The organism is Sphingobacterium sp. Lzh-3, assembly GCF_046764375.1.
In the GTDB taxonomy this organism is placed as follows: domain Bacteria; phylum Bacteroidota; class Bacteroidia; order Sphingobacteriales; family Sphingobacteriaceae; genus Sphingobacterium.
In genome coordinates this window covers 528,012-546,651 of record NZ_CP177226.1, presented here as the reverse complement: position 1 = coordinate 546,651, position 18,640 = coordinate 528,012, and the positions used below count along the sequence as shown (strand labels likewise).

Sequence of the window (18,640 nt, the reverse complement as noted above, 5' to 3'; positions counted from 1 at the left end):
ATTTTTTAAGTACTGACAAGGCGAAACGGCTTAAGATTGAACTCTTTTAACTACTTCAAAATTGGAAAAGCCCTTCATTTCGCCTTCCTTTACCTCAACACTTTCAACGATTGCACCCTCGGGCCCTTCTTGGCAGAACTCCAACAGTGAATCTAGTGCAAAATCGTCGCCCTCGCCCTCGATATAAACAGAACCATCTTTTAAATTGACAACAAAGCCCCTAACACCCACTTGATCTGCAACCGCCTTGGCTGTCAATCTAAAAAAGACTCCCTGTACTTTACCTCTTATTGAAATATTCAAATGTTTCATCTGTAACTTATTTTTTCTTCCATCGGTCAGATGGAATTTACCATGACTATAGTGTTGTTATTAAAGTCATGAACGGTTCAATAAGAGCAAAAGTACAGAAGTTTGGGGAATTAAATACTACGCTAAACGTTTTACCTTAACATCTTCATTGAGGCGCATGTGTTCCATCCCTTCCAACAACACAATCCCAGGTTTTTTACCCACTTCGAGTGACCCAAATTCATCCTCAATGTTCAACGCGATAGCACCATTGATTGTGGCCCATTGAATGGTCTGCAAGAAGTCGAGATCCTCAAAGTGCGCATGCAACACTTTTAGCTCCTCCAAAATGGACAATGTATCGTTTGAAGCTAAACTGTCTGTTCCGATGACTAAACGCTGTCCGGCATTCATAAAATTCTGAACCTTTGGTAATGTTCCCTCAATATAAAGGTTGGCCTTTGGACAGAGACACCACATCACATCACGGTCCATACGTTCTACAAAATCCAAATCTTTAAGAGAGGTATAGGTGTTATGAACCAACAATAATTTATTTGGATAAGGCAAATAAGGAAGATAAGACTGAATCGAATTTCTTGCCTGCGCCTTAATCGCATCAGCATTTTTCCCTATACTTTTATAAAAGTCCAAGAACTCACCCATTTTATAACGGAACAGTTTATTCTCCTCTTCACTTTCTTGATTGTGAATACTGATAATATTTGTTTCCGAAACCATCTTCTTGAACTTTTTGAAAAGTACCTTCGAACACGAGTATGGGGCATGTGGCGTAATCGATACATGGCCATTCCTAAACTCCTGGGTCAATGATTTAGCCTCCTTTAATTTAAAGTCCGCTTCATCAGGTTCAATTCCAAGCACCTCCACAAACGTGTGATACAGGATCTGAGAATCTTCCTTTAATTTTGATGAATTATCAGTGTTGGCGTGATCTCCGACTGCGACAATACCATTTTCGTACATCTCTCTATCGGCTTTAGCCATCGCATCGTCGATTTTCTTCATCGATGCCGATCGCGTAGTCATCACCTTACTCAGAAAGCTTGGAAGTCCTGTCCCTTTAGGAACAATACCTTTCATATGCGACAATTCAATGTGGCAATGTGAATTGATAAAACCTGGAATTATCACTCCTTCATATTTCTCAACCTTAACTTTATCTGCAGGTGTAAATGAAGTTGGGTCATAGATACCTTGAATTACTCCCTCCTCATCTACCGAAACAATACCGTCTTTTATCGGCATTGAAGTAATCGGTAGAATATAATTAGCGCTTAAATATTTTAACATTTTATCTCCTCACTATCAATTTAGTAACTAAAATTTTTTGACCTGTATAAATACATACCTCTAGTAGAAAAATTCATGCCAAGGTACCTAAAAAGAACAATATATACCAAAAACAACAATTTCCATAAATTTTTAACCAAAAGGAAATAATATCATAAATCCGCACTTTTCCATTTGTCATAAATTACTTCTTTATACTTCATTTCAATTTTAAATTTATATATTCGCAACGTCGAATAGGGGTGCCTTGTTTTGTCAGGAACACAAATAAAGGCTGAGATTATACCCAACAGATTAAATTCTGTGCACCTGATCCAGATAATGCTGGCGTAGGGAGAGGTTAGTTAAATAGTGCGGTCATAGTAACCCCTTGCTATGATTTGTTTAACTCAAACAAAATACATTACCATGATCAAATTTTTGATTTGTAGCTCCTTAGCTACTATTTCAAGCCAAATTGCCATTGCGCAACAAAATCTGACAATTAGAACTATAGACAAGAGCAATCAAAATCCCTTACAGAATGTCTCGGTGTCCATAGATGGACAGGCACCCATCACTGGCCAATCGGACAAAAATGGACTGATTAAACTATATCGTATCAATGCAGGTAAGCACCAGATCCAGGTATCATCACTTGGCTATAAGACATGGAGTCGAAATGTGGATGTTAAAGACAATTTGGAGCTTACGGTAGCATTAGAACCAAGTACTATTCAAATGGAAGAGGTGCTTGTTCAATCTACCCGTGCCAAAAGAAATGCTCCTACAACCTTTAAAAACATCTCCAAAGAAGAAATAACGCGTAACAACCTCGGCCAGGATATCCCATTCCTTTTAAATCAGACTCCATCCGTGCAGGTCAATTCCGATGCCGGTGCAGGCATTGGTTATACCGGAATGACAATCAGGGGATCGGATAATCAACGAATCAACGTAACATTAAATGGAATCCCTTTAAATGATGCGGAGAGTATGGGTTCATTTTTTGTAAACCTTCCCGACTTTGCCTCTTCTACCGAGAGCATCCAAGTTCAGCGCGGTATTGGGACTTCGACGAATGGTGCCGGATCATTTGGAGCCTCATTAAATATTCAGTCCAATACGTTAGTCGAAACCCCTTACGCAGAACTCAACAATTCATTTGGCTCTTACAATACCTGGAAAAATACAGTCAAGGTAGGTACCGGACTAATCAACGACAAATTTGCCTTCAATGCTAGATTATCCCGTATCAGCAGCGACGGTTATATCGAGAGAGGTAGTTCAGACTTACAGTCTTTCTATGTGGACGGAGGCTATTATGGCAAAAAACATATTTTAAAAGGGATTGTATTCTGGGGAAAAGAAAAGACATATCAAGCCTGGAATGGCGTTCCTGAACCATTGATTACTGGCGATCGATCGCGCATGGATGACTATGCAGATAATGCACTCGAAATCTCGGGCGCAGAGAAGGATCGTTTCATGAACGCAGGCCGGAATTATAATCTATATACGTATCAGAATCAAACAGATAATTATACGCAGAAACATCATCAACTTCATTATACCAATATCCTGAACGACAAATTGACACTCAATACAGCCCTACACTATACAAGAGGTTATGGTTACTATGAAGAAATGAGACCGGGAGATAAACTAAGTAAATACGGTCTGCCTAACGTCATCATTGGTAAAGATACCATACAAAAAACAGATCTCGTCCGTAGGAGATGGCTTGATAATTATTTTTATGGCATGACCTATGCCCTAAATTACAGACCGAATGATCAGCTTGAAATTACTTGGGGTGGAGCTTATAATCAATACAAAGGAAAACATTATGGCCAGGTGATTTGGGCACAATATGCATCAACCGGTTTTCTCGACGACAAATATTACTTCGGGAAATCACAAAAAAATGATTTCAGTAATTTCTTAAAGGTCGATTACAAACTAGACAAGTGGATATTAATGGCCGATATTCAATATCGGAATGTAGATTACCACATGTATGGTGATGACGATAAGGTAAAAAATTATAATTATCATCCTAAGTTTAATTTCTTGAATCCTAAAGCTGGGGCAACATATTTGCTAAATGACCATTCAAATGTATACGCTTCTTATGCCTTTGCACAAAAAGAACCTGTTCGCAAGGATTTTATAGAGAAAAATAGCGCCTTACCAGACCCTAGCCCAGAGAAAATGCAGGACATCGAATTTGGCTATCGCTTTACAAATGAAAAATTCAACATCGGATTGAATGGATATGGTATGTTTTACAAAGATCAATTGATCCCAACAGGCGAAATCAGTGATACGGGCTCTCCAATTCGACAAAATGTCAAAGATAGCTATAGAATGGGGCTTGAATTCGATGGATCATGGAACATCAGCAAACAGTTCAACTGGAAAGCAACAGCTAGTTTCAGCCAAAATAAAATTAAAGATTTTGAAGAGGTTATAGGTAATACAAGGATATTTTATTCAAAAACAGACATTGCTTTATCTCCGGGAACGATTTTGTCAAGTAATTTTTCTTATAGTCCGATAACATCACTTACATTCTCTCTTCTATCCAAATTTGTAGGAAGACAATATCTAGATAATTCATCTGCGAAAGAGAGGAGCATTTCCTCTTATTTTGTCAACAATCTGTTAGCAAACTATAGCTTTACAGCTTTAGGTATCAAAAACATCAGTGCAACTTTACAGGTCAACAACATACTCAACGAGAAGTACGAAGCCAATGGCTACACCTTTGGCTGGATGGAAGGTGATACCCGAAAATATTATAATTTCTATTTCCCTCAGGCACCAACAAATTTCCTATTGGGCTTGAATTTCAAATTTTAGAAACAATTTATTTAAATAAAAAAACGTCTCTTTTTTCCTGAGGAAGCAAGAGACGTTTTTCATTTAATATGGCGGATAAATTGCACATTACATCGTGTTTAACAATCGGAATTTTTACCTTTGGTTTTATACTTTTCATTATGCGCGCAGTTATACAACGAGTGAAAAACGCCTCTTGTACGGTAGATAATCAGATTACAGGCCAGATCCAGAAGGGTTTAATGATTTTATTAGGAGTTGAAGAAGCAGACACAACAGAAGATCTGAAATGGTTAGGACAGAAATTCATCAACTTACGCATCTTCGAGGATGAACAGGGCCTGATGAATAAATCGATACAGGATATAGACGGAAATATCTTACTCATCTCACAATTCACCCTCTTTGCTCAAACAAAAAAAGGAAACAGACCTTCTTTTATCAGAGCAGCAAAACCGGATAAAGCCAAACCAATGTATGAAGAGATGGCTTTATTGTTAAGTCAATTGCTCCAAAAAGAGGTTCAACTTGGCATATTCGGAGCAGACATGAAAATCGACCTATTGAATGATGGCCCAGTTACCATCGTCATGGATACAAAAGATAAGGACAACTTTTAATTTTTTATTGAACAAGATGACAATTAAAGAAGCACAAGAAGTTATTGACAAGTGGATCAATAGTACCGGAGTACGTTATTTCAACGAACTGACAAACACCGCCATACTCATGGAAGAAGTCGGTGAGGTTGCCCGAATAATGGCTCGGCAATACGGAGAGCAATCTTTCAAAAAATCAGACAAAGAAGTCAATTTAGCAGATGAAATGGCCGATGTATTATTCGTTTTGATATGTCTTGCCAATCAAACGGGAATTGATCTAACAGAAGCTCTGGAACAAAATCTTCAAAAGAAATCAATTCGCGATGCCGACCGCCATAAAAACAACGAAAAACTTAAATAATTGGAGATCGTATTGTTTGTACAACTCTTTGTGATAATATTTAAAGTTTAAATCGAATACGATGTATAAATTCATAACCTATTCGCTCATAGCGAGCATATGCCTTGCCTCTTGTGCGACGAAACAACAGCTAAATTCTAAGGTCGAGCAGGCCAGTACTTTTAATAAGGCTGCCGTAGTCACAGCGCATCCTTTGGCTTCAGAAGTGGGCGTAAAGATTTTAAAACAAGGTGGGAATGCAATAGATGCTGCAGTTGCCGTCCAATTTGCTCTTGCAGTTGTTTATCCAAATGCAGGAAATATTGGTGGTGGCGGCTTTATGCTCTACCGCGATCATCGGGGTAATTTAGATGCCTTAGATTTTCGTGAGAAAGCCCCTCTAAAAGCATCCCGGGATATGTATCTCGATGCCCAAGGTAATGTTATTCCTGAGTTGAGTCTTTACAGTCAATTGGCCTCAGGCATCCCTGGGTCTGTTGCCGGTATGTGGGAAGCACACAAAAAGTATGGCAAGTTGCAATGGAAGGATCTCGTACTCCCGGCAATACAGCTCGCCAGAACAGGTTTTAAAATCAGTCAACGACAAGCCAATGAGTTTGAAAGCCATAAAGATCGTTTTGTCAAGCTGAATCCCTCTGGTGCTGCAATTATCAAAACCACAGCTTGGAAAACCGGTGACCTATTTATACAGGAGGAACTCGCGAAAACGCTGGAAAGAATCGCAATAGAAGGGCGAGACGGCTTCTATAAAGGTAAAACGGCCGACTTAATTGTTGCCGAAATGGACAAAGGGAAAGGCATTATCAATCATCAAGATCTACTGGATTATCAGGCACTTTGGCGTACCCCAATTTCCACAAATTACAGGGGGCACAAAGTTATTTCCATGCCGCCGCCTTCGAGTGGGGGAACATCTCTTTTGGCCCTGCTCAAATCAGTCGAACAGTTTCCACTTCAACGCTGGGGCTTTCAAACCGATTCAACCATTCGTGTCATGGTCGAAGCTGAACGTTATGTATATGCCAATCGGGCCAAATATTTAGGAGATCCTGATTTTATTAGGGTACCTGTCCAACAGCTTATTGACTCCAGCTCAAATGCACATAAACTCAATTCATTCAATTTCCGTAAAGCGACATTAAGCAAAGATGTCAATGCAGATGTCATTCCTGGCTATGAAAGTGAACAAACGACACATTTCAATATCGTAGACGAGCAAGGGAATGCAGTATCCATTACAACAACACTCAATGATTCTTATGGCTCGGGAGTATTTGTGGCCGGCGCAGGTTTTCTCCTAAACAATGAAATGGATGATTTCTCTGTGAAGACCGGTGTCCCAAACATGTATGGGCTTACAGGGGAAAAAGCGAACGAGATTCAGCCCGGCAAAAGAATGCTCAGCTCAATGACACCCACTATTGTAGAAAAAGATGGCAAACTATTCATGGTTGTGGGAACCCCCGGGGGATCAACCATCATTACCTCTGTTTTTCAGACTATCCTCAACGTTATTGACTTCCGACAAAATGCACAATCGGCAGTGAGCCTGCCAAGATTTCATCATCAATGGCTTCCTGATCGCATTGATGTCGAAAATAACGCTATCAATGCCAATTTACGTGACCAATTGACAAAAGATGGCTATACGATAAATCCGAGAGGGGCAATCGGCCGTGTGGAGAATATACTTGTCTTACCAAATGGTAAATTACAGACAGGAGCCGATCCACGTGGAGACGATACAGCGAAAGGTTATTAGATTAAAAATGATTAAACTATTAATTATTCACCTCGAGAGTACGATCATTATTACGAGAAATATAGAAGGCGTCATTAAGTACAAGGCATAAAAAAAACCTGTTATCTAAGATAACAGGTTTTTTTTTATAAGGATGAATCTTACATCATTCCACCCATACCGCCACCCATTGGAGGAGCACCAGCACCTACAGGGTTTTCTTCAGCTTCGTCAGCTAATACACACTCGGTAGTCAATAACATTGAAGCAACTGAAGCTGCATTTTCCAATGCTACACGAGATACTTTAGTTGGATCGATTACACCAGCAGCGATTAAGTTTTCGTAACGGTCTGTACGTGCGTTGTAACCGAAATCTGCAGTTCCTTCTTTCACTTTTTGAACGATTACCGCACCTTCGATACCAGCGTTATTACAGATCTGACGTAATGGTTCTTCGATAGCGCGTTTAATAATGTCAATACCGATTTGCTCATCTTCGTTATCACCTTTAAGGTTTACCAAAGCTTCAGTTGAGCGAATGAATGCAACACCACCACCAGCAATAATACCTTCTTCAACAGCTGCACGAGTTGCATGTAAAGCATCATCAACACGGTCTTTTTTCTCTTTCATTTCAACCTCAGTAGTTGCACCTACATATAATACAGCTACACCACCTGACAATTTTGCCAAACGTTCTTGTAGTTTTTCGCGATCGTAATCAGAAGTTGTTGTTTCGATCTGTGAACGGATTTGAGCAACGCGTGCTTTGATATCCTCTACATTACCAGAACCATTGATAATAGTTGTGTTATCTTTGTCAACTTGAACTTTTTCAGCTTGACCCAAGTAAGATAATTCAGCATTCTCTAATTTGAAACCTCTTTCTTCAGAGATAACAGTACCGCCAGTTAAAATAGCGATATCTTCTAACATTGCTTTACGACGGTCACCGAAACCTGGAGCTTTAACAGCAGCAACTTTCAATGAACCACGGATTTTATTAACAACTAATGTCGCCAATGCCTCACCATCTAAATCTTCAGCGATGATCAATAATGGTTTGCCAGTTTGAACTTGTTTCTCCAAGATAGGCAACAATTCTTTCATATTGCTGATTTTCTTGTCGTAGATCAAGATGTATGGGTTATCTAATTCTGCTTCCATTTTGTCAGAATTTGTCACAAAATATGGAGACAAATAACCACGGTCAAATTGCATACCTTCTACAGTTTTTACTTCTGTTTCAGTACCTTTTGCCTCTTCAACAGTGATAACACCATCGTTACCTACTTTTTCCATTGCCTGAGCAATCAAAGCACCAATTACTTCGTCGTTGTTCGCTGAAATAGTAGCAACTTGTTTAATTTTATTATTGTCTTGACCAACTTCTTGAGACTGAGATTTCAAGTTAGCAACCACAGTTGCAACAGCTTTGTCAATACCACGTTTTAGATCCATTGGATTAGCTCCTGCAGCCACAGATTTGATACCTGGAGCAACAATTGCTTGTGCTAATACAGTAGCAGTTGTAGTACCGTCACCAGCTTGATCAGCCGTTTTGGAAGCTACTTCTTTTACCATTTGTGCACCCATATTTTCTAAAGCGTCTTTCAATTCGATTTCTTTCGCTACCGAAACACCATCTTTAGTAATTACTGGAGCACCAAATTTTTTCTCAATAATTACGTTACGTCCTTTAGGACCCAATGTTACTTTAACTGCATTCGCTAAAGTATCTACACCTTTTTTAAGGGCCTCGCGAGCCTCAACGTTATATTTTACTTGTTTTGCCATTTTTTTATGAGTATTTAGTATTTCCAAGAAGCATCATCAGACGTTAGTATTGAACTGTAAATAAATTCTATCTTTAATACGTCTATTTTTAAAGCTTCATTAAAATAACCTATTGAATTCTTAATTGAGCCAGTAAGCTCTTTTTAAATAACCTCTTCTTATTAATTAGATAACCGCGTAAATATCAGACTCACGCATTATTAAGTACTCTTTTCCTTCGTAAGTAATTTCAGTACCTGCGTATTTTCCGTATAATACTTTGTCACCAACTTTCACAGTTAACGGTTCGTCAACTTTACCTGTACCTACAGCAACTACTGTACCTTGAGATGGTTTTTCTTTTGCTGTATCGGGGATATACAACCCTGAAGCTGTTTTTTCTTCTGCTGGAGCAGCTTCTACTACTACTCTGTCTCCGATAGGTTTGATACTTAATGCCATAATTAATTTACTTTTTATCTGTTATTGAATTTATTTTTATGTTATAATCGTTATAAACCCATCATCTTTTATGCCAATTGTAAATAAAGCAGCTTATAAGACAATTTTTCACAGAAAAGTTAATATCTACATCGACAAAAATTCATTTTGCTGTCACACTGTCATTCCAAATCTGCCAGTCTTACTTTGTCGACCGACATGCTAATAAATTTAATAGCGAAGGCCTGCCATAAACAAAATATCCAACATAAAAAAGCCCCGTCTGTGAAACAAACGGGGCTCATAATTCTTTATTGATAACTATTTCTTAGCTTCTTCTGCTGGTTTTGTTGCCGGTGTAGTCACTGGGGCCTTTTCTTGCGATTGAGCCGGAGCAGCTTGCCCTTGTCCCGCAGGAGTACCAGCAGGTTGTTGTCCAGTACCCAAATTCAATGGACCTTGTTGTTTAGGCGCTTCAATTTGACCGCCCAATCCACCTTTAGATGTACTTGGTGATGTGCCAATAATATTTACACCTAAGCTAAACACCATAATGGCAATAACCATGATCCAAGTACCTTTTTCCAAAAAGTCACCTGTACGTTTTACTCCCATAAGATTCGTTCCACCTGAAAAACCAGATGACAAACCACCTCCTTTTGGATTTTGGATTAAAACCAAAAACGCTAAAATAATACTAGCTAATATGATTAGACCGATTAATAATCCTTGCATCTCTTTATGTTATTAATTTAATTTCTTTTCTAATTCTGTTATGCGTGCCGCAAAGTAAGCATTTTTTTCTGGATATTTCAAAACTAATTTTTTGTAAACCTCTATTGCTTTTGGATATAAGCCTTGTTCCACATAGATCTTTGCGAGCGTTTCGGTAACAAGTGTATGTTGATCTTCCGAACTTTTCCTAGCTTTATTCTCCAAGTCTAATTTTTCCGCTTGTAAAGGCTGAATCATAGGCTCTTCACGAATAAACTTTTCGATCACCTCATCAGTTTTACGCGGTATTTGAAAAGAGATTGTCGTTTTAACCTCATCACTCAACTTTGCTTCAGGCGATTGTAAATGAAAAATATTCTCCCGGATCTGTTGATCGAGTAGCTGAGTATCTAGTTTCTCATGAATTTTAGCAATATCGTCATTGGAGGGCTTCATTGGCCCTAATGGGGATTTAACATAGGGCTGATAGGTATCAGCATATTCTAATCTCGTCTTATGCAACCACCATAAGAAACTGTATGGCATGGTATCATCATCATAGACCGAAATACGTTCTTGACCTTCGTTCTTTGCATCGATAACAGACTCCTCTGGGGTAGATATTACAACTGATGATCCCTCTGAATCGACAATAACATCCTGTTGCTGATCGTTTGACCGAAAATAATCTTTTGCAACCCCCGCTTGGATTAAACGATCCAATTCATCAACCTCTACTTTAGTTAAAACTGGCTCAGCCGCCATTTCTTCTTCATCTACAACTTCTACAAATCCACTATCGCCGCTAAGTTCCTCTCCCCCTAGAAGTTCATCCGATTGTATTACTGGCAAAGAAGCTACCGCTGATTTACTATGCATAAATTCATACAGCCAACTGGGAGAAGAAGCATAAAGTAATGTAGTCGATAAATTCTGAACAACATGATGCTTTACAAAAACTTTACGCTCATAGACGAATCGTAAGCTCTGGGCATAAGGGTATTTTTCAATCAAGGCCAAAATGATGTCTTCTTCGACAGCATCTGGATGGTTAATTGCTTGAAAAAAAAGCTCGTTATTGGGTAATGTTAGATTAAGATTCATCTTATAAATAGAATTACCAATTAGCAAACGCTTTATTGTAAATATCCTCAGTTAACATTTGAATGATTTCTTTACCCAAGGTCTCTTCTTGTGAACTCTGAAGATTTCCTGCAAACTCCTTAAACCGAGTAAAAGGTTGTTCAAAATCATCCTTTGGATTAATTTTATTATGGTAAGCAACCTTAATCGTAATAGTCAATCTATTCATAGCTGCGCGATCTGTACCGGCTTCAACAGCAGCAGGGCTTATCGTATACTCTGTAATAAACCCCTCAAACGTAGCGTCACCGTCTTGATTCACCTGACTCAATCGAGATTGATTACGGATACGCTCTTTGAGTGCCTCCGTAAAATTCTGACTTAATGTCGGATAAACCAAAGGAGCTATATTTTCGAAATATTGAATATTGACTGTTTTCATTCCCTCAGGAATGGACCCACCCGTAAATCCATATTTTACCCCACAACTATTCATTATAAACAAAAAGATTGTCGTGAGAGAAGTATATAAAATTTTTTTTGACAACATCTGTAAACCTTAATCTAAATTTAAGTCTTTAATTTTTCTATACAAAGTTCTTTCAGAAATCCCCAGCTCTTGCGCAGCAGCCTTACGCTTACCACGATGCTTTTTCAATGCTTTCTTGATCAGATCAGATTCTTTATCAACAAGCGATAACGATTCCTCGACTTCTTGGGCATCCTGCAGATATTCATCTTGTGAAACAGGGCTTTTCAATACATTTGCAGTATTTGCCGGCGAATGTATGGTTAAAGTTGGTGTTGTATTATAGTTTTCTGGTTCTGATTTCAATTGTGGTTCGATCTCCTGATATAATTGATTAATGTAAGGAGAATTTTGATCAAATGTACTGGAATCGACTCCTTTCTGAATCAATTCAACTACCAGTTTCTTCAGATCAACCATATCCTTCTTCATATCAAATAGGACTTTATACAGCAAATCTCTTTCTGAAAAATCCTCTTTTCCACCATTGTTTGAAGGAACTACCGCCGGTAAACTCGTTCGGGATTCATTGGGTAAATAATTCTGAAGTGTATATGCATCCACAACACGTTCTTTCTCCAAAACCGCAATTTGTTCCGCAACATTTTTCAGCTGACGCACGTTTCCTGGCCAGCTATAGTTGCGCAGCATATTCTGAGCATCCTCTGTCAATTGAACTCCGGGTGTACGGTACTTTTCAGAAAAGTCCACAATAAACTTACGAAATAATAAGTTGATATCTTCAGGTCGTTCACGCAATGACGGCACACGCAACGGCACAGTATTTAAACGATAATAAAGATCTTCGCGAAATTTACCTTTTTGTACGGCTTCAAAAACATTCACATTTGTTGCGGCAACCACACGTACATTTGTTTTTTGCACCTTGGATGATCCCACCCTTATGTATTCACCGGACTCCAACACACGTAACAACCTCGCTTGCGTACCCAAAGGTAGCTCACCGACTTCATCTAAAAAGATTGTTCCGCCATCAACGACCTCAAAATAGCCTTTTCTGGCTTCATGAGCACCAGTAAAAGAGCCCTTCTCATGACCAAACAACTCAGAGTCAATGGTTCCTTCCGGTATCGCTCCACAGTTGACAGCTATAAAAGGGCCATGCTTACGTGAGCTCAATTGATGGATAATATGCGAAAAAACCTCTTTACCACTTCCACTTTCACCTTGTATTAATACAGAAATATCGGTGGGCGCCACTTGTCGTGCGATATCGATAGCACGATTCAACAACGGCGAATTACCGATAATTCCAAATCTATTCTTTATATCTTGGTTATCCATAAATTTCCAGTTGGAAATACAACAATCTAAGTTCTCTTAATCAACAATTTTCCCTAAAAGGGTCGCAGAAGTACATGATTCAACAAGTACATTCACATAATCACCTTGCTTAAATCGAGGATCTATTGGGAAGACCACCAATGCATTTTGGTCATTACGGCCACAGAAATCGAACTCAGATCTTTTCGAAAATCCTTCAATAAGTACTTTACATACCTTTCCAACAAAATGTTGATAACGATATAAGCTATGATCACGCTGTTTATTGATCACTTCTGTTAAACGACGTTTTTTCACTTCCTCCGGAATATCGTCTGCATATCTTTTCGCAGCCAAAGTACCTGGCCTTTCCGAATAAGCAAACATATAGGCGAAATCGTACTTAACATAATCCATCATAGACAATGTTTCCTGATGCTCCTCTTCTGTTTCAGTACAGAAGCCTGTAATAACATCTGTGGAAATAGCACAATCCGGTATAATACGACGAATGGCATCTACTCGCTCCATATACCACTCACGATCATAGGTACGGTTCATCAATTCCAATACTCTAGAGTTCCCTGATTGAACTGGCAAGTGGATATAATTACAGATGTTTTCATGCGAAGCTATTGCATATAAAACTTCATCTGTAATATCTTTGGGATGGGAAGTAGAAAAGCGAATACGTAAAAGCGGACTGATTTCAGCAACCATTGTAAGCAAGTTAGCAAATGTGATCGTTTCACCCGGTTCCTCCCCTTCAACTACTGGAACAGTATATTTATAAGAATCCACATTTTGTCCCAACAACGTAACCTCCTTATAGCCTGCATTAAAAAGATCTTGGGCCTCCTTCACGATAGATTGTGGGTCACGACTACGTTCACGACCACGTGTAAAAGGAACAACACAGAAAGAACACATATTATCGCAACCACGCATAATTGAAATAAAAGCTGTTACACCGTTTGAATTCAAACGGACAGGATTAATATCAGCATACGTTTCCTCTCTAGATAATAAAACGTTTACAGCTTTAGCGCCATCGTCCACCTTATCAATCAAATTTGGTAGATCGCGATAAGCATCTGGCCCTACAACAACATCAACCAATTTTTCCTCCTCTAAGAATTTCGATTTTAAACGCTCAGCCATACAACCTAACACACCTACAATCATTCCGGGATTTTTTGCTTTAGCAGCTTCAAATTCCTTTAGACGGTTACGCACACGCTGTTCTGCATTTTCGCGGATTGAACAGGTATTAATAAAAACGACATCAGCTTCCTGATAATTCTTGGTTGTTTCAAATCCCTTATCCAACAAAATAGAAGCAACAATCTCACTATCCGAAAAATTCATCTGGCAACCGTAACTTTCAATATACAGTTTACGTCCATTACTTAACGTCGGATCCTGTTCTAATAATAATGCCTCACCCTGACGAGATTCGTCGTGTTCTTTAGTGGTATGTGTTAAATCTAGCATAGCTCGATATTCAATAGAATATAATTTTTATTATTTTCAATGGCGTAACCAAAGCAATGACCAATCTTTTGTTGATCTAATTTTATGCTCTTAGTTATTTCAAAGACTACAAAGTTAGAAATTTAAATCCATAAAATGACAGTTTGTCAGACAGAAATATGGTTTATCCTTTGTCAAATTTTAGGAGTAAATGGATAACTCGAAGAATTCTAATCTCAGGCATTCAAAAAAAAAGCGCTGAGTTTATCAACGCTTTTTCTATGATTTATAATCAAAAAAATAGATTCCGAAAGACCATAGTCCCGAAAAGCTATTTATTGACCTGCTTGTTGTTTTGCTTCTTTCTTCATTTGATCACCAGCTACAATCACAATTTCGACACGACGATTTTGTGCACGTCCCGCTTCAGTATCATTGCTTGCAATTGGTTCAGAGAAATTTCTACCTTCTGTTCTGATACGCGATGACGCTAAACCTTTAGATACGGCAAATGCGCGTACCGAATTCGCACGATCCAAAGATACTTTTTCATTTGCAGCAAGTGTACCTACATTATCTGTATGTCCGATAACCAAGATTTCAGTCCCCTGTTCTTTATTCAAAGTAGTTACTAAATTCGCAATATTATCCTTAGCCGATGCTTTTAAGTCTGATTTATTAAAATCAAATAAAATACCTGAATCAAACTTAACCACGATACCTTCTGCAGATTGCGTAACCTCCGCTCCTTCAACAGTTTTAGAAATCTCAGCAGCTTGCTTATCCATTTTTTTTCCAATCAATACACCCGCAGCACCACCGATCGCAGCACCAGCCAACGTACCGATAGCCGTATTACCAGCTTTACCGCCGATCAACGCACCCAATGCACCACCGGCAACACCACCGATTACTCCACCCTTAGTTGTATTGTTCGTATTTTGGATGGTAGAACAACTTCCAAATAACATAGCTGAGGTTGCAACAGTCAAACCAAATACAGCCAATTTTCTATTCATTTTCATATGTATGCTATCTAAGACTTTTAATATTCAAACTAAATACCGTTCTACTAAAATCAAACAAAGTGCCAAAAGATATTTTTCTCAACTTTTTTGTTACGAAACAGAAAAAAAGGTAAGTGAAACTTCCCAAATGCAGCCAATGCGCTACAAACTTTGCTATCTTTGTTTACAACAAGCTAACAGCTACAGAAACAAATTGTTTTATTTCTCCTGCGTCTTTACTTCAATATCCGGCAATAGCGAACCCTTTGGCCTCCCTTTAGCATTAAAATCTTCCATCGACTGTTGTACATAATGCATCAGATCATATTGCCCCCAATGTTCAGCAAGATCAAAAGATGGACGATAACGTATCATAAAAGCATCCAATTCCGTACTGTCCAGTTTCGTCAGATTTTTAACAGCTTCACGAGAAAAAATACGATCAACTTGCAGCTCCTCTTTTTCTCGGTCCATAAACCGTCCAAAACGCTTCGCATTCTTTGCTTCCCGTCCAAAAAGATTATACAATGCAGTTGCCGGACTACCTAGGTAAGTTCCAAACTTATTTTTACCTCCATTATAAACACCCTTTTTCGAGTAATTATTCATGGCATCATTTAACTCAGCTTCCTTCGTCTTCCGCTCAACAATGACTGTCTCCAAACGTATCCCCTCCTGCAATTCCACATAAAACTCGTTTAGGTTTGTCAACACAGTTTTAACAGGCGAATACCCAACTTTGGTAAAAGACAGGGAATCCCCCACCGATGCATCAATTGTAAAAACACCAAAAGAATTGGTTAATGTCGACCTGTGCGTACGCATATTAAGTACCACAGCATCCCCAATCCGATTTCCGTTCCCCTTTTGCAATACCATCCCCGAAACCTTCTGCTGTTGTTGTGCAGTCGCGCCGAAACCGGTAAATAACAGCAAAAAAAGCCCTAGTATATGTATTTGTAATATTTTCATCCTATTATTTCACTTCAATTATCCCAATTGCTTTACATTGATTACAGTTCACAGCCATTAATTGGGCCCACAGTACAACTTTTAAAGATAACATGTGCACTTATTTTTAATCTTATGATTCGCTTTATACACGTTACCTATTTGCTAAAAATAATAATAGTTTGACACTTGTACTGTTAAAAAAGTTTAAATATTCTTAAGTCCGCTATTTGTATGGATAAAAAACAAAATTAGCACCTTCCGCAACGACAACAAACAAACACATAAAGTCTTTGGCTGGTTTATAGTTTTGAATAAAAGACGATTTACGATCCTCCTGTACTATATTCATCTCTACAAACTCCTCCAATGTAGAAGCATTAATTGTCCATTTTGTATTCAGTTCCTTGCGATCCAATATCACCTCCCCCACAGATACCTCATGTTGATGAGCTACAAAAATGGGATATTCGGAATAGCCTTCTTCGACAATCTCTAATGCTACTTCGCGAATTGATTCACTATAAAAATCGAGATCTACCTGCAGACTCTTCAATGGACTTTGCGCTGTAGACGTCGTATTTTCTTCTCTTGCAGATCCCGCAAATAAATCTTCTAATTCCATAATGTATACGATTACTTTTTTAATTCCAATAAAACGACATTCTCAACGTGTTGTGTATGTGGAAACATATCTACCGGTTTGATACGTTTTACTTCGTACTTCTCCGCCAATAACACAAGATCTCTCGCTTGTGTTGCCGCATTACAGCTAACGTAGACAATACGAGGTGATTCCATTTCCAACAAACGCGCCACAACATCTGCATGCATTCCTGCACGTGGAGGATCTGTAATTACAACATCTGGCTTACCGTGCTCAGCAATAAACGAAGGAGTCAATACATCCTTCATGTCACCAGCGTAGAACTTTGTGTTCGTAATATCATTGATTGACGAATTGACTATTGCATCCTCAATAGCCGTTGGAACATACTCTACCCCAACAACTTCTTTTGCATTCTTGGCCACAAAATTCGCTATCGTACCGGCACCAGTATACAAATCATATACCAATTCATCTCCCTTCAGATCAGCAAAATCACGGGTGATTTTATACAACTCATACGCCTGTGCAGAATTCGTTTGATAGAAAGATTTTGGCCCGACTTTATAGCGCAAGCCTTCCATCTCTTCGTAAATAAAATCACGGCCAGCATATACGTGAATATCTTGATCGAAGATCGTATCATTGCGTTTCTGATTTACGATATACAATAAGGAAGCGACTTGAGGAAATTTCTCTTTCACAAAATCCATCAGTGCCTCTATTTGCCCATCCTCCGGATAAGCAAAAACAACGATCACCATCATTTCTCCAGTAGAAGAAATACGAATTATCAAATTACGCAACACGCCCGTGTGTTCACGCAAATCGTAGAAAGTCATACCTTGACTAAGTGCAAAATCACGAATAGCATTGCGCACCTCATTCGAAGGATCTTCCTGAAGAAAGCAATGATCAATATCGAGGATTTTATCAAAACGCCCCGGTACGTGAAAGCCCAACGCATTCATTTCCAATTTGGATGCATCTTCATCCACAGAAGTCAACCATTTTTTGTTGGAAAAAGTATATTCTAATTTATTCCTGTAGTATTCAGTTTGCGCCGAACCCAAGATACTTTCCATCGTGGAAGTATCTACTTTCCCTATACGCGACAAGGCATTATCGACAGATTGTTGTTTAAATTTTAATTGGGCATCATATGTCATATGCTGCCACTTACATCCACCACACACACCAAAATGCTCGCAAAATGGATCTACCCGATAAGATGATGCCTCTTTTAAACTAGTCACACGAGCTTCAGCAAAATTCTTTTTCTTGCGCATAAGCTCCACGTCGACAACATCACCCGGAACAGCTTTTTCTACAAACAAAACCAAATCTTCGGTTTTTCCAACACCTCTACCCTCTTCGGCAATATCAATGATGGCAATATCTTTCAAGAACTTTTTCTCTTGCGGAATTCTTCTACTCATAGGCTGCAAAAATACAATTTTTATAATGATTTTTCATCTGCATAAATTATTTACACACGTTGATTATCACAACTATAAATAAGCCAGCTACACTCCTTTTTGTTAATGATGACAAGCGGGACCAAGATTATCCAAAGCAGACAAAGCCCAGCAATTGATCCGATCAACATAAAACTACTTTCTGGAAACAACTCAATAGGAG

General features: G+C 38.7%; 17 protein-coding genes and 1 riboswitch. Of the genes, 4 read left to right on the top strand and 13 right to left on the bottom strand.

The window, feature by feature from the left end; all coding sequences use genetic code 11:
- Window positions 1-30: 30 nt before the first annotated feature.
- Both ACLCDV_RS02130 and ACLCDV_RS02125 read right to left on the bottom strand, forming a co-directional pair.
- Window positions 31-312 carry an acylphosphatase gene (locus ACLCDV_RS02130; RefSeq protein WP_317668612.1) on the bottom strand — a complete coding sequence of 94 codons (282 nt, stop codon included), beginning with the start codon at window positions 310-312 and terminating at the stop codon, window positions 31-33.
- Window positions 313-429: 117 nt separating this feature from the next.
- Window positions 430-1,605 (bottom strand): amidohydrolase family protein, encoded by a 1,176-nt coding sequence (locus tag ACLCDV_RS02125; protein WP_317668613.1) that lies wholly within the window; start codon window positions 1,603-1,605, stop codon window positions 430-432.
- 228 nt (window positions 1,606-1,833) lie between these two features.
- Window positions 1,834-1,959: riboswitch (TPP riboswitch) on the top strand.
- 54 nt (window positions 1,960-2,013) lie between these two features.
- Here ACLCDV_RS02125 and ACLCDV_RS02120 point away from each other — a divergent pair.
- The 4 genes from ACLCDV_RS02120 to ggt all read left to right on the top strand — a co-directional run bounded on the left by ACLCDV_RS02120 (window position 2,014) and on the right by ggt (window position 7,153).
- Window positions 2,014-4,449: a TonB-dependent receptor gene (locus ACLCDV_RS02120; RefSeq protein ID WP_317668614.1), complete on the top strand. Its 2,436-nt coding sequence runs from the start codon at window positions 2,014-2,016 to the stop codon at window positions 4,447-4,449.
- Window positions 4,450-4,589: 140 nt separating this feature from the next.
- A complete protein-coding gene (gene dtd / locus ACLCDV_RS02115; protein ID WP_120333195.1) occupies window positions 4,590-5,048 on the top strand; it encodes a D-aminoacyl-tRNA deacylase in 459 nt (152 codons plus the stop codon).
- A 16-nt stretch (window positions 5,049-5,064) separates the two neighbouring features.
- Window positions 5,065-5,391 (top strand): nucleotide pyrophosphohydrolase, encoded by a 327-nt coding sequence (locus ACLCDV_RS02110; protein ID WP_317668615.1) that lies wholly within the window; start codon window positions 5,065-5,067, stop codon window positions 5,389-5,391.
- A 61-nt stretch (window positions 5,392-5,452) separates the two neighbouring features.
- The gene (gene ggt / locus ACLCDV_RS02105) at window positions 5,453-7,153 is read left to right on the top strand and encodes a gamma-glutamyltransferase (RefSeq protein ID WP_317668616.1); all 1,701 of its coding nucleotides are present in this window, start codon (window positions 5,453-5,455) and stop codon (window positions 7,151-7,153) included.
- 140 nt (window positions 7,154-7,293) lie between these two features.
- On the opposite strand, the gene groL is transcribed toward ggt, so the two are convergent.
- The 11 genes from groL to rlmD form a co-directional block, all read right to left on the bottom strand.
- Window positions 7,294-8,931: a chaperonin GroEL gene (gene groL, locus ACLCDV_RS02100; protein ID WP_070561631.1), complete on the bottom strand. Its 1,638-nt coding sequence runs from the start codon at window positions 8,929-8,931 to the stop codon at window positions 7,294-7,296.
- 165 nt (window positions 8,932-9,096) lie between these two features.
- On the bottom strand, window positions 9,097-9,372 hold the full coding sequence (groES, locus tag ACLCDV_RS02095; protein WP_028070710.1) for a co-chaperone GroES: 276 nt from the start codon (window positions 9,370-9,372) through the stop codon (window positions 9,097-9,099).
- Window positions 9,373-9,672: 300 nt separating this feature from the next.
- Window positions 9,673-10,086, bottom strand: coding sequence for a preprotein translocase subunit SecG (gene secG / locus ACLCDV_RS02090; RefSeq protein ID WP_120333071.1), 414 nt, complete (start codon window positions 10,084-10,086; stop codon window positions 9,673-9,675).
- Window positions 10,087-10,098: 12 nt separating this feature from the next.
- Window positions 10,099-11,169 (bottom strand): hypothetical protein, encoded by a 1,071-nt coding sequence (locus ACLCDV_RS02085; RefSeq protein WP_411972819.1) that lies wholly within the window; start codon window positions 11,167-11,169, stop codon window positions 10,099-10,101.
- A 13-nt stretch (window positions 11,170-11,182) separates the two neighbouring features.
- Window positions 11,183-11,644, bottom strand: a complete 462-nt coding sequence (locus tag ACLCDV_RS02080; protein ID WP_317668618.1) for an LptE family protein — start codon at window positions 11,642-11,644, stop codon at window positions 11,183-11,185.
- A 63-nt stretch (window positions 11,645-11,707) separates the two neighbouring features.
- Complete coding sequence (locus ACLCDV_RS02075; RefSeq protein WP_317668619.1) at window positions 11,708-12,982, bottom strand: sigma-54 dependent transcriptional regulator; 1,275 nt, start codon at window positions 12,980-12,982, stop codon at window positions 11,708-11,710.
- A gap of 36 nt (window positions 12,983-13,018) precedes the next feature.
- On the bottom strand, window positions 13,019-14,455 hold the full coding sequence (gene miaB / locus ACLCDV_RS02070) for a tRNA (N6-isopentenyl adenosine(37)-C2)-methylthiotransferase MiaB (protein ID WP_317668620.1): 1,437 nt from the start codon (window positions 14,453-14,455) through the stop codon (window positions 13,019-13,021).
- Window positions 14,456-14,769: 314 nt separating this feature from the next.
- The gene (locus ACLCDV_RS02065; protein ID WP_411972818.1) at window positions 14,770-15,459 is read right to left on the bottom strand and encodes an OmpA family protein; all 690 of its coding nucleotides are present in this window, start codon (window positions 15,457-15,459) and stop codon (window positions 14,770-14,772) included.
- A 201-nt stretch (window positions 15,460-15,660) separates the two neighbouring features.
- The gene (locus ACLCDV_RS02060; protein ID WP_317668622.1) at window positions 15,661-16,413 is read right to left on the bottom strand and encodes a hypothetical protein; all 753 of its coding nucleotides are present in this window, start codon (window positions 16,411-16,413) and stop codon (window positions 15,661-15,663) included.
- 205 nt (window positions 16,414-16,618) lie between these two features.
- Window positions 16,619-17,017, bottom strand: a complete 399-nt coding sequence (locus ACLCDV_RS02055; protein WP_317668623.1) for a hypothetical protein — start codon at window positions 17,015-17,017, stop codon at window positions 16,619-16,621.
- Window positions 17,018-17,028: 11 nt separating this feature from the next.
- On the bottom strand, window positions 17,029-18,438 hold the full coding sequence (gene rlmD / locus ACLCDV_RS02050) for a 23S rRNA (uracil(1939)-C(5))-methyltransferase RlmD (RefSeq protein WP_411972817.1): 1,410 nt from the start codon (window positions 18,436-18,438) through the stop codon (window positions 17,029-17,031).
- Window positions 18,439-18,640 lie beyond the last annotated feature (202 nt).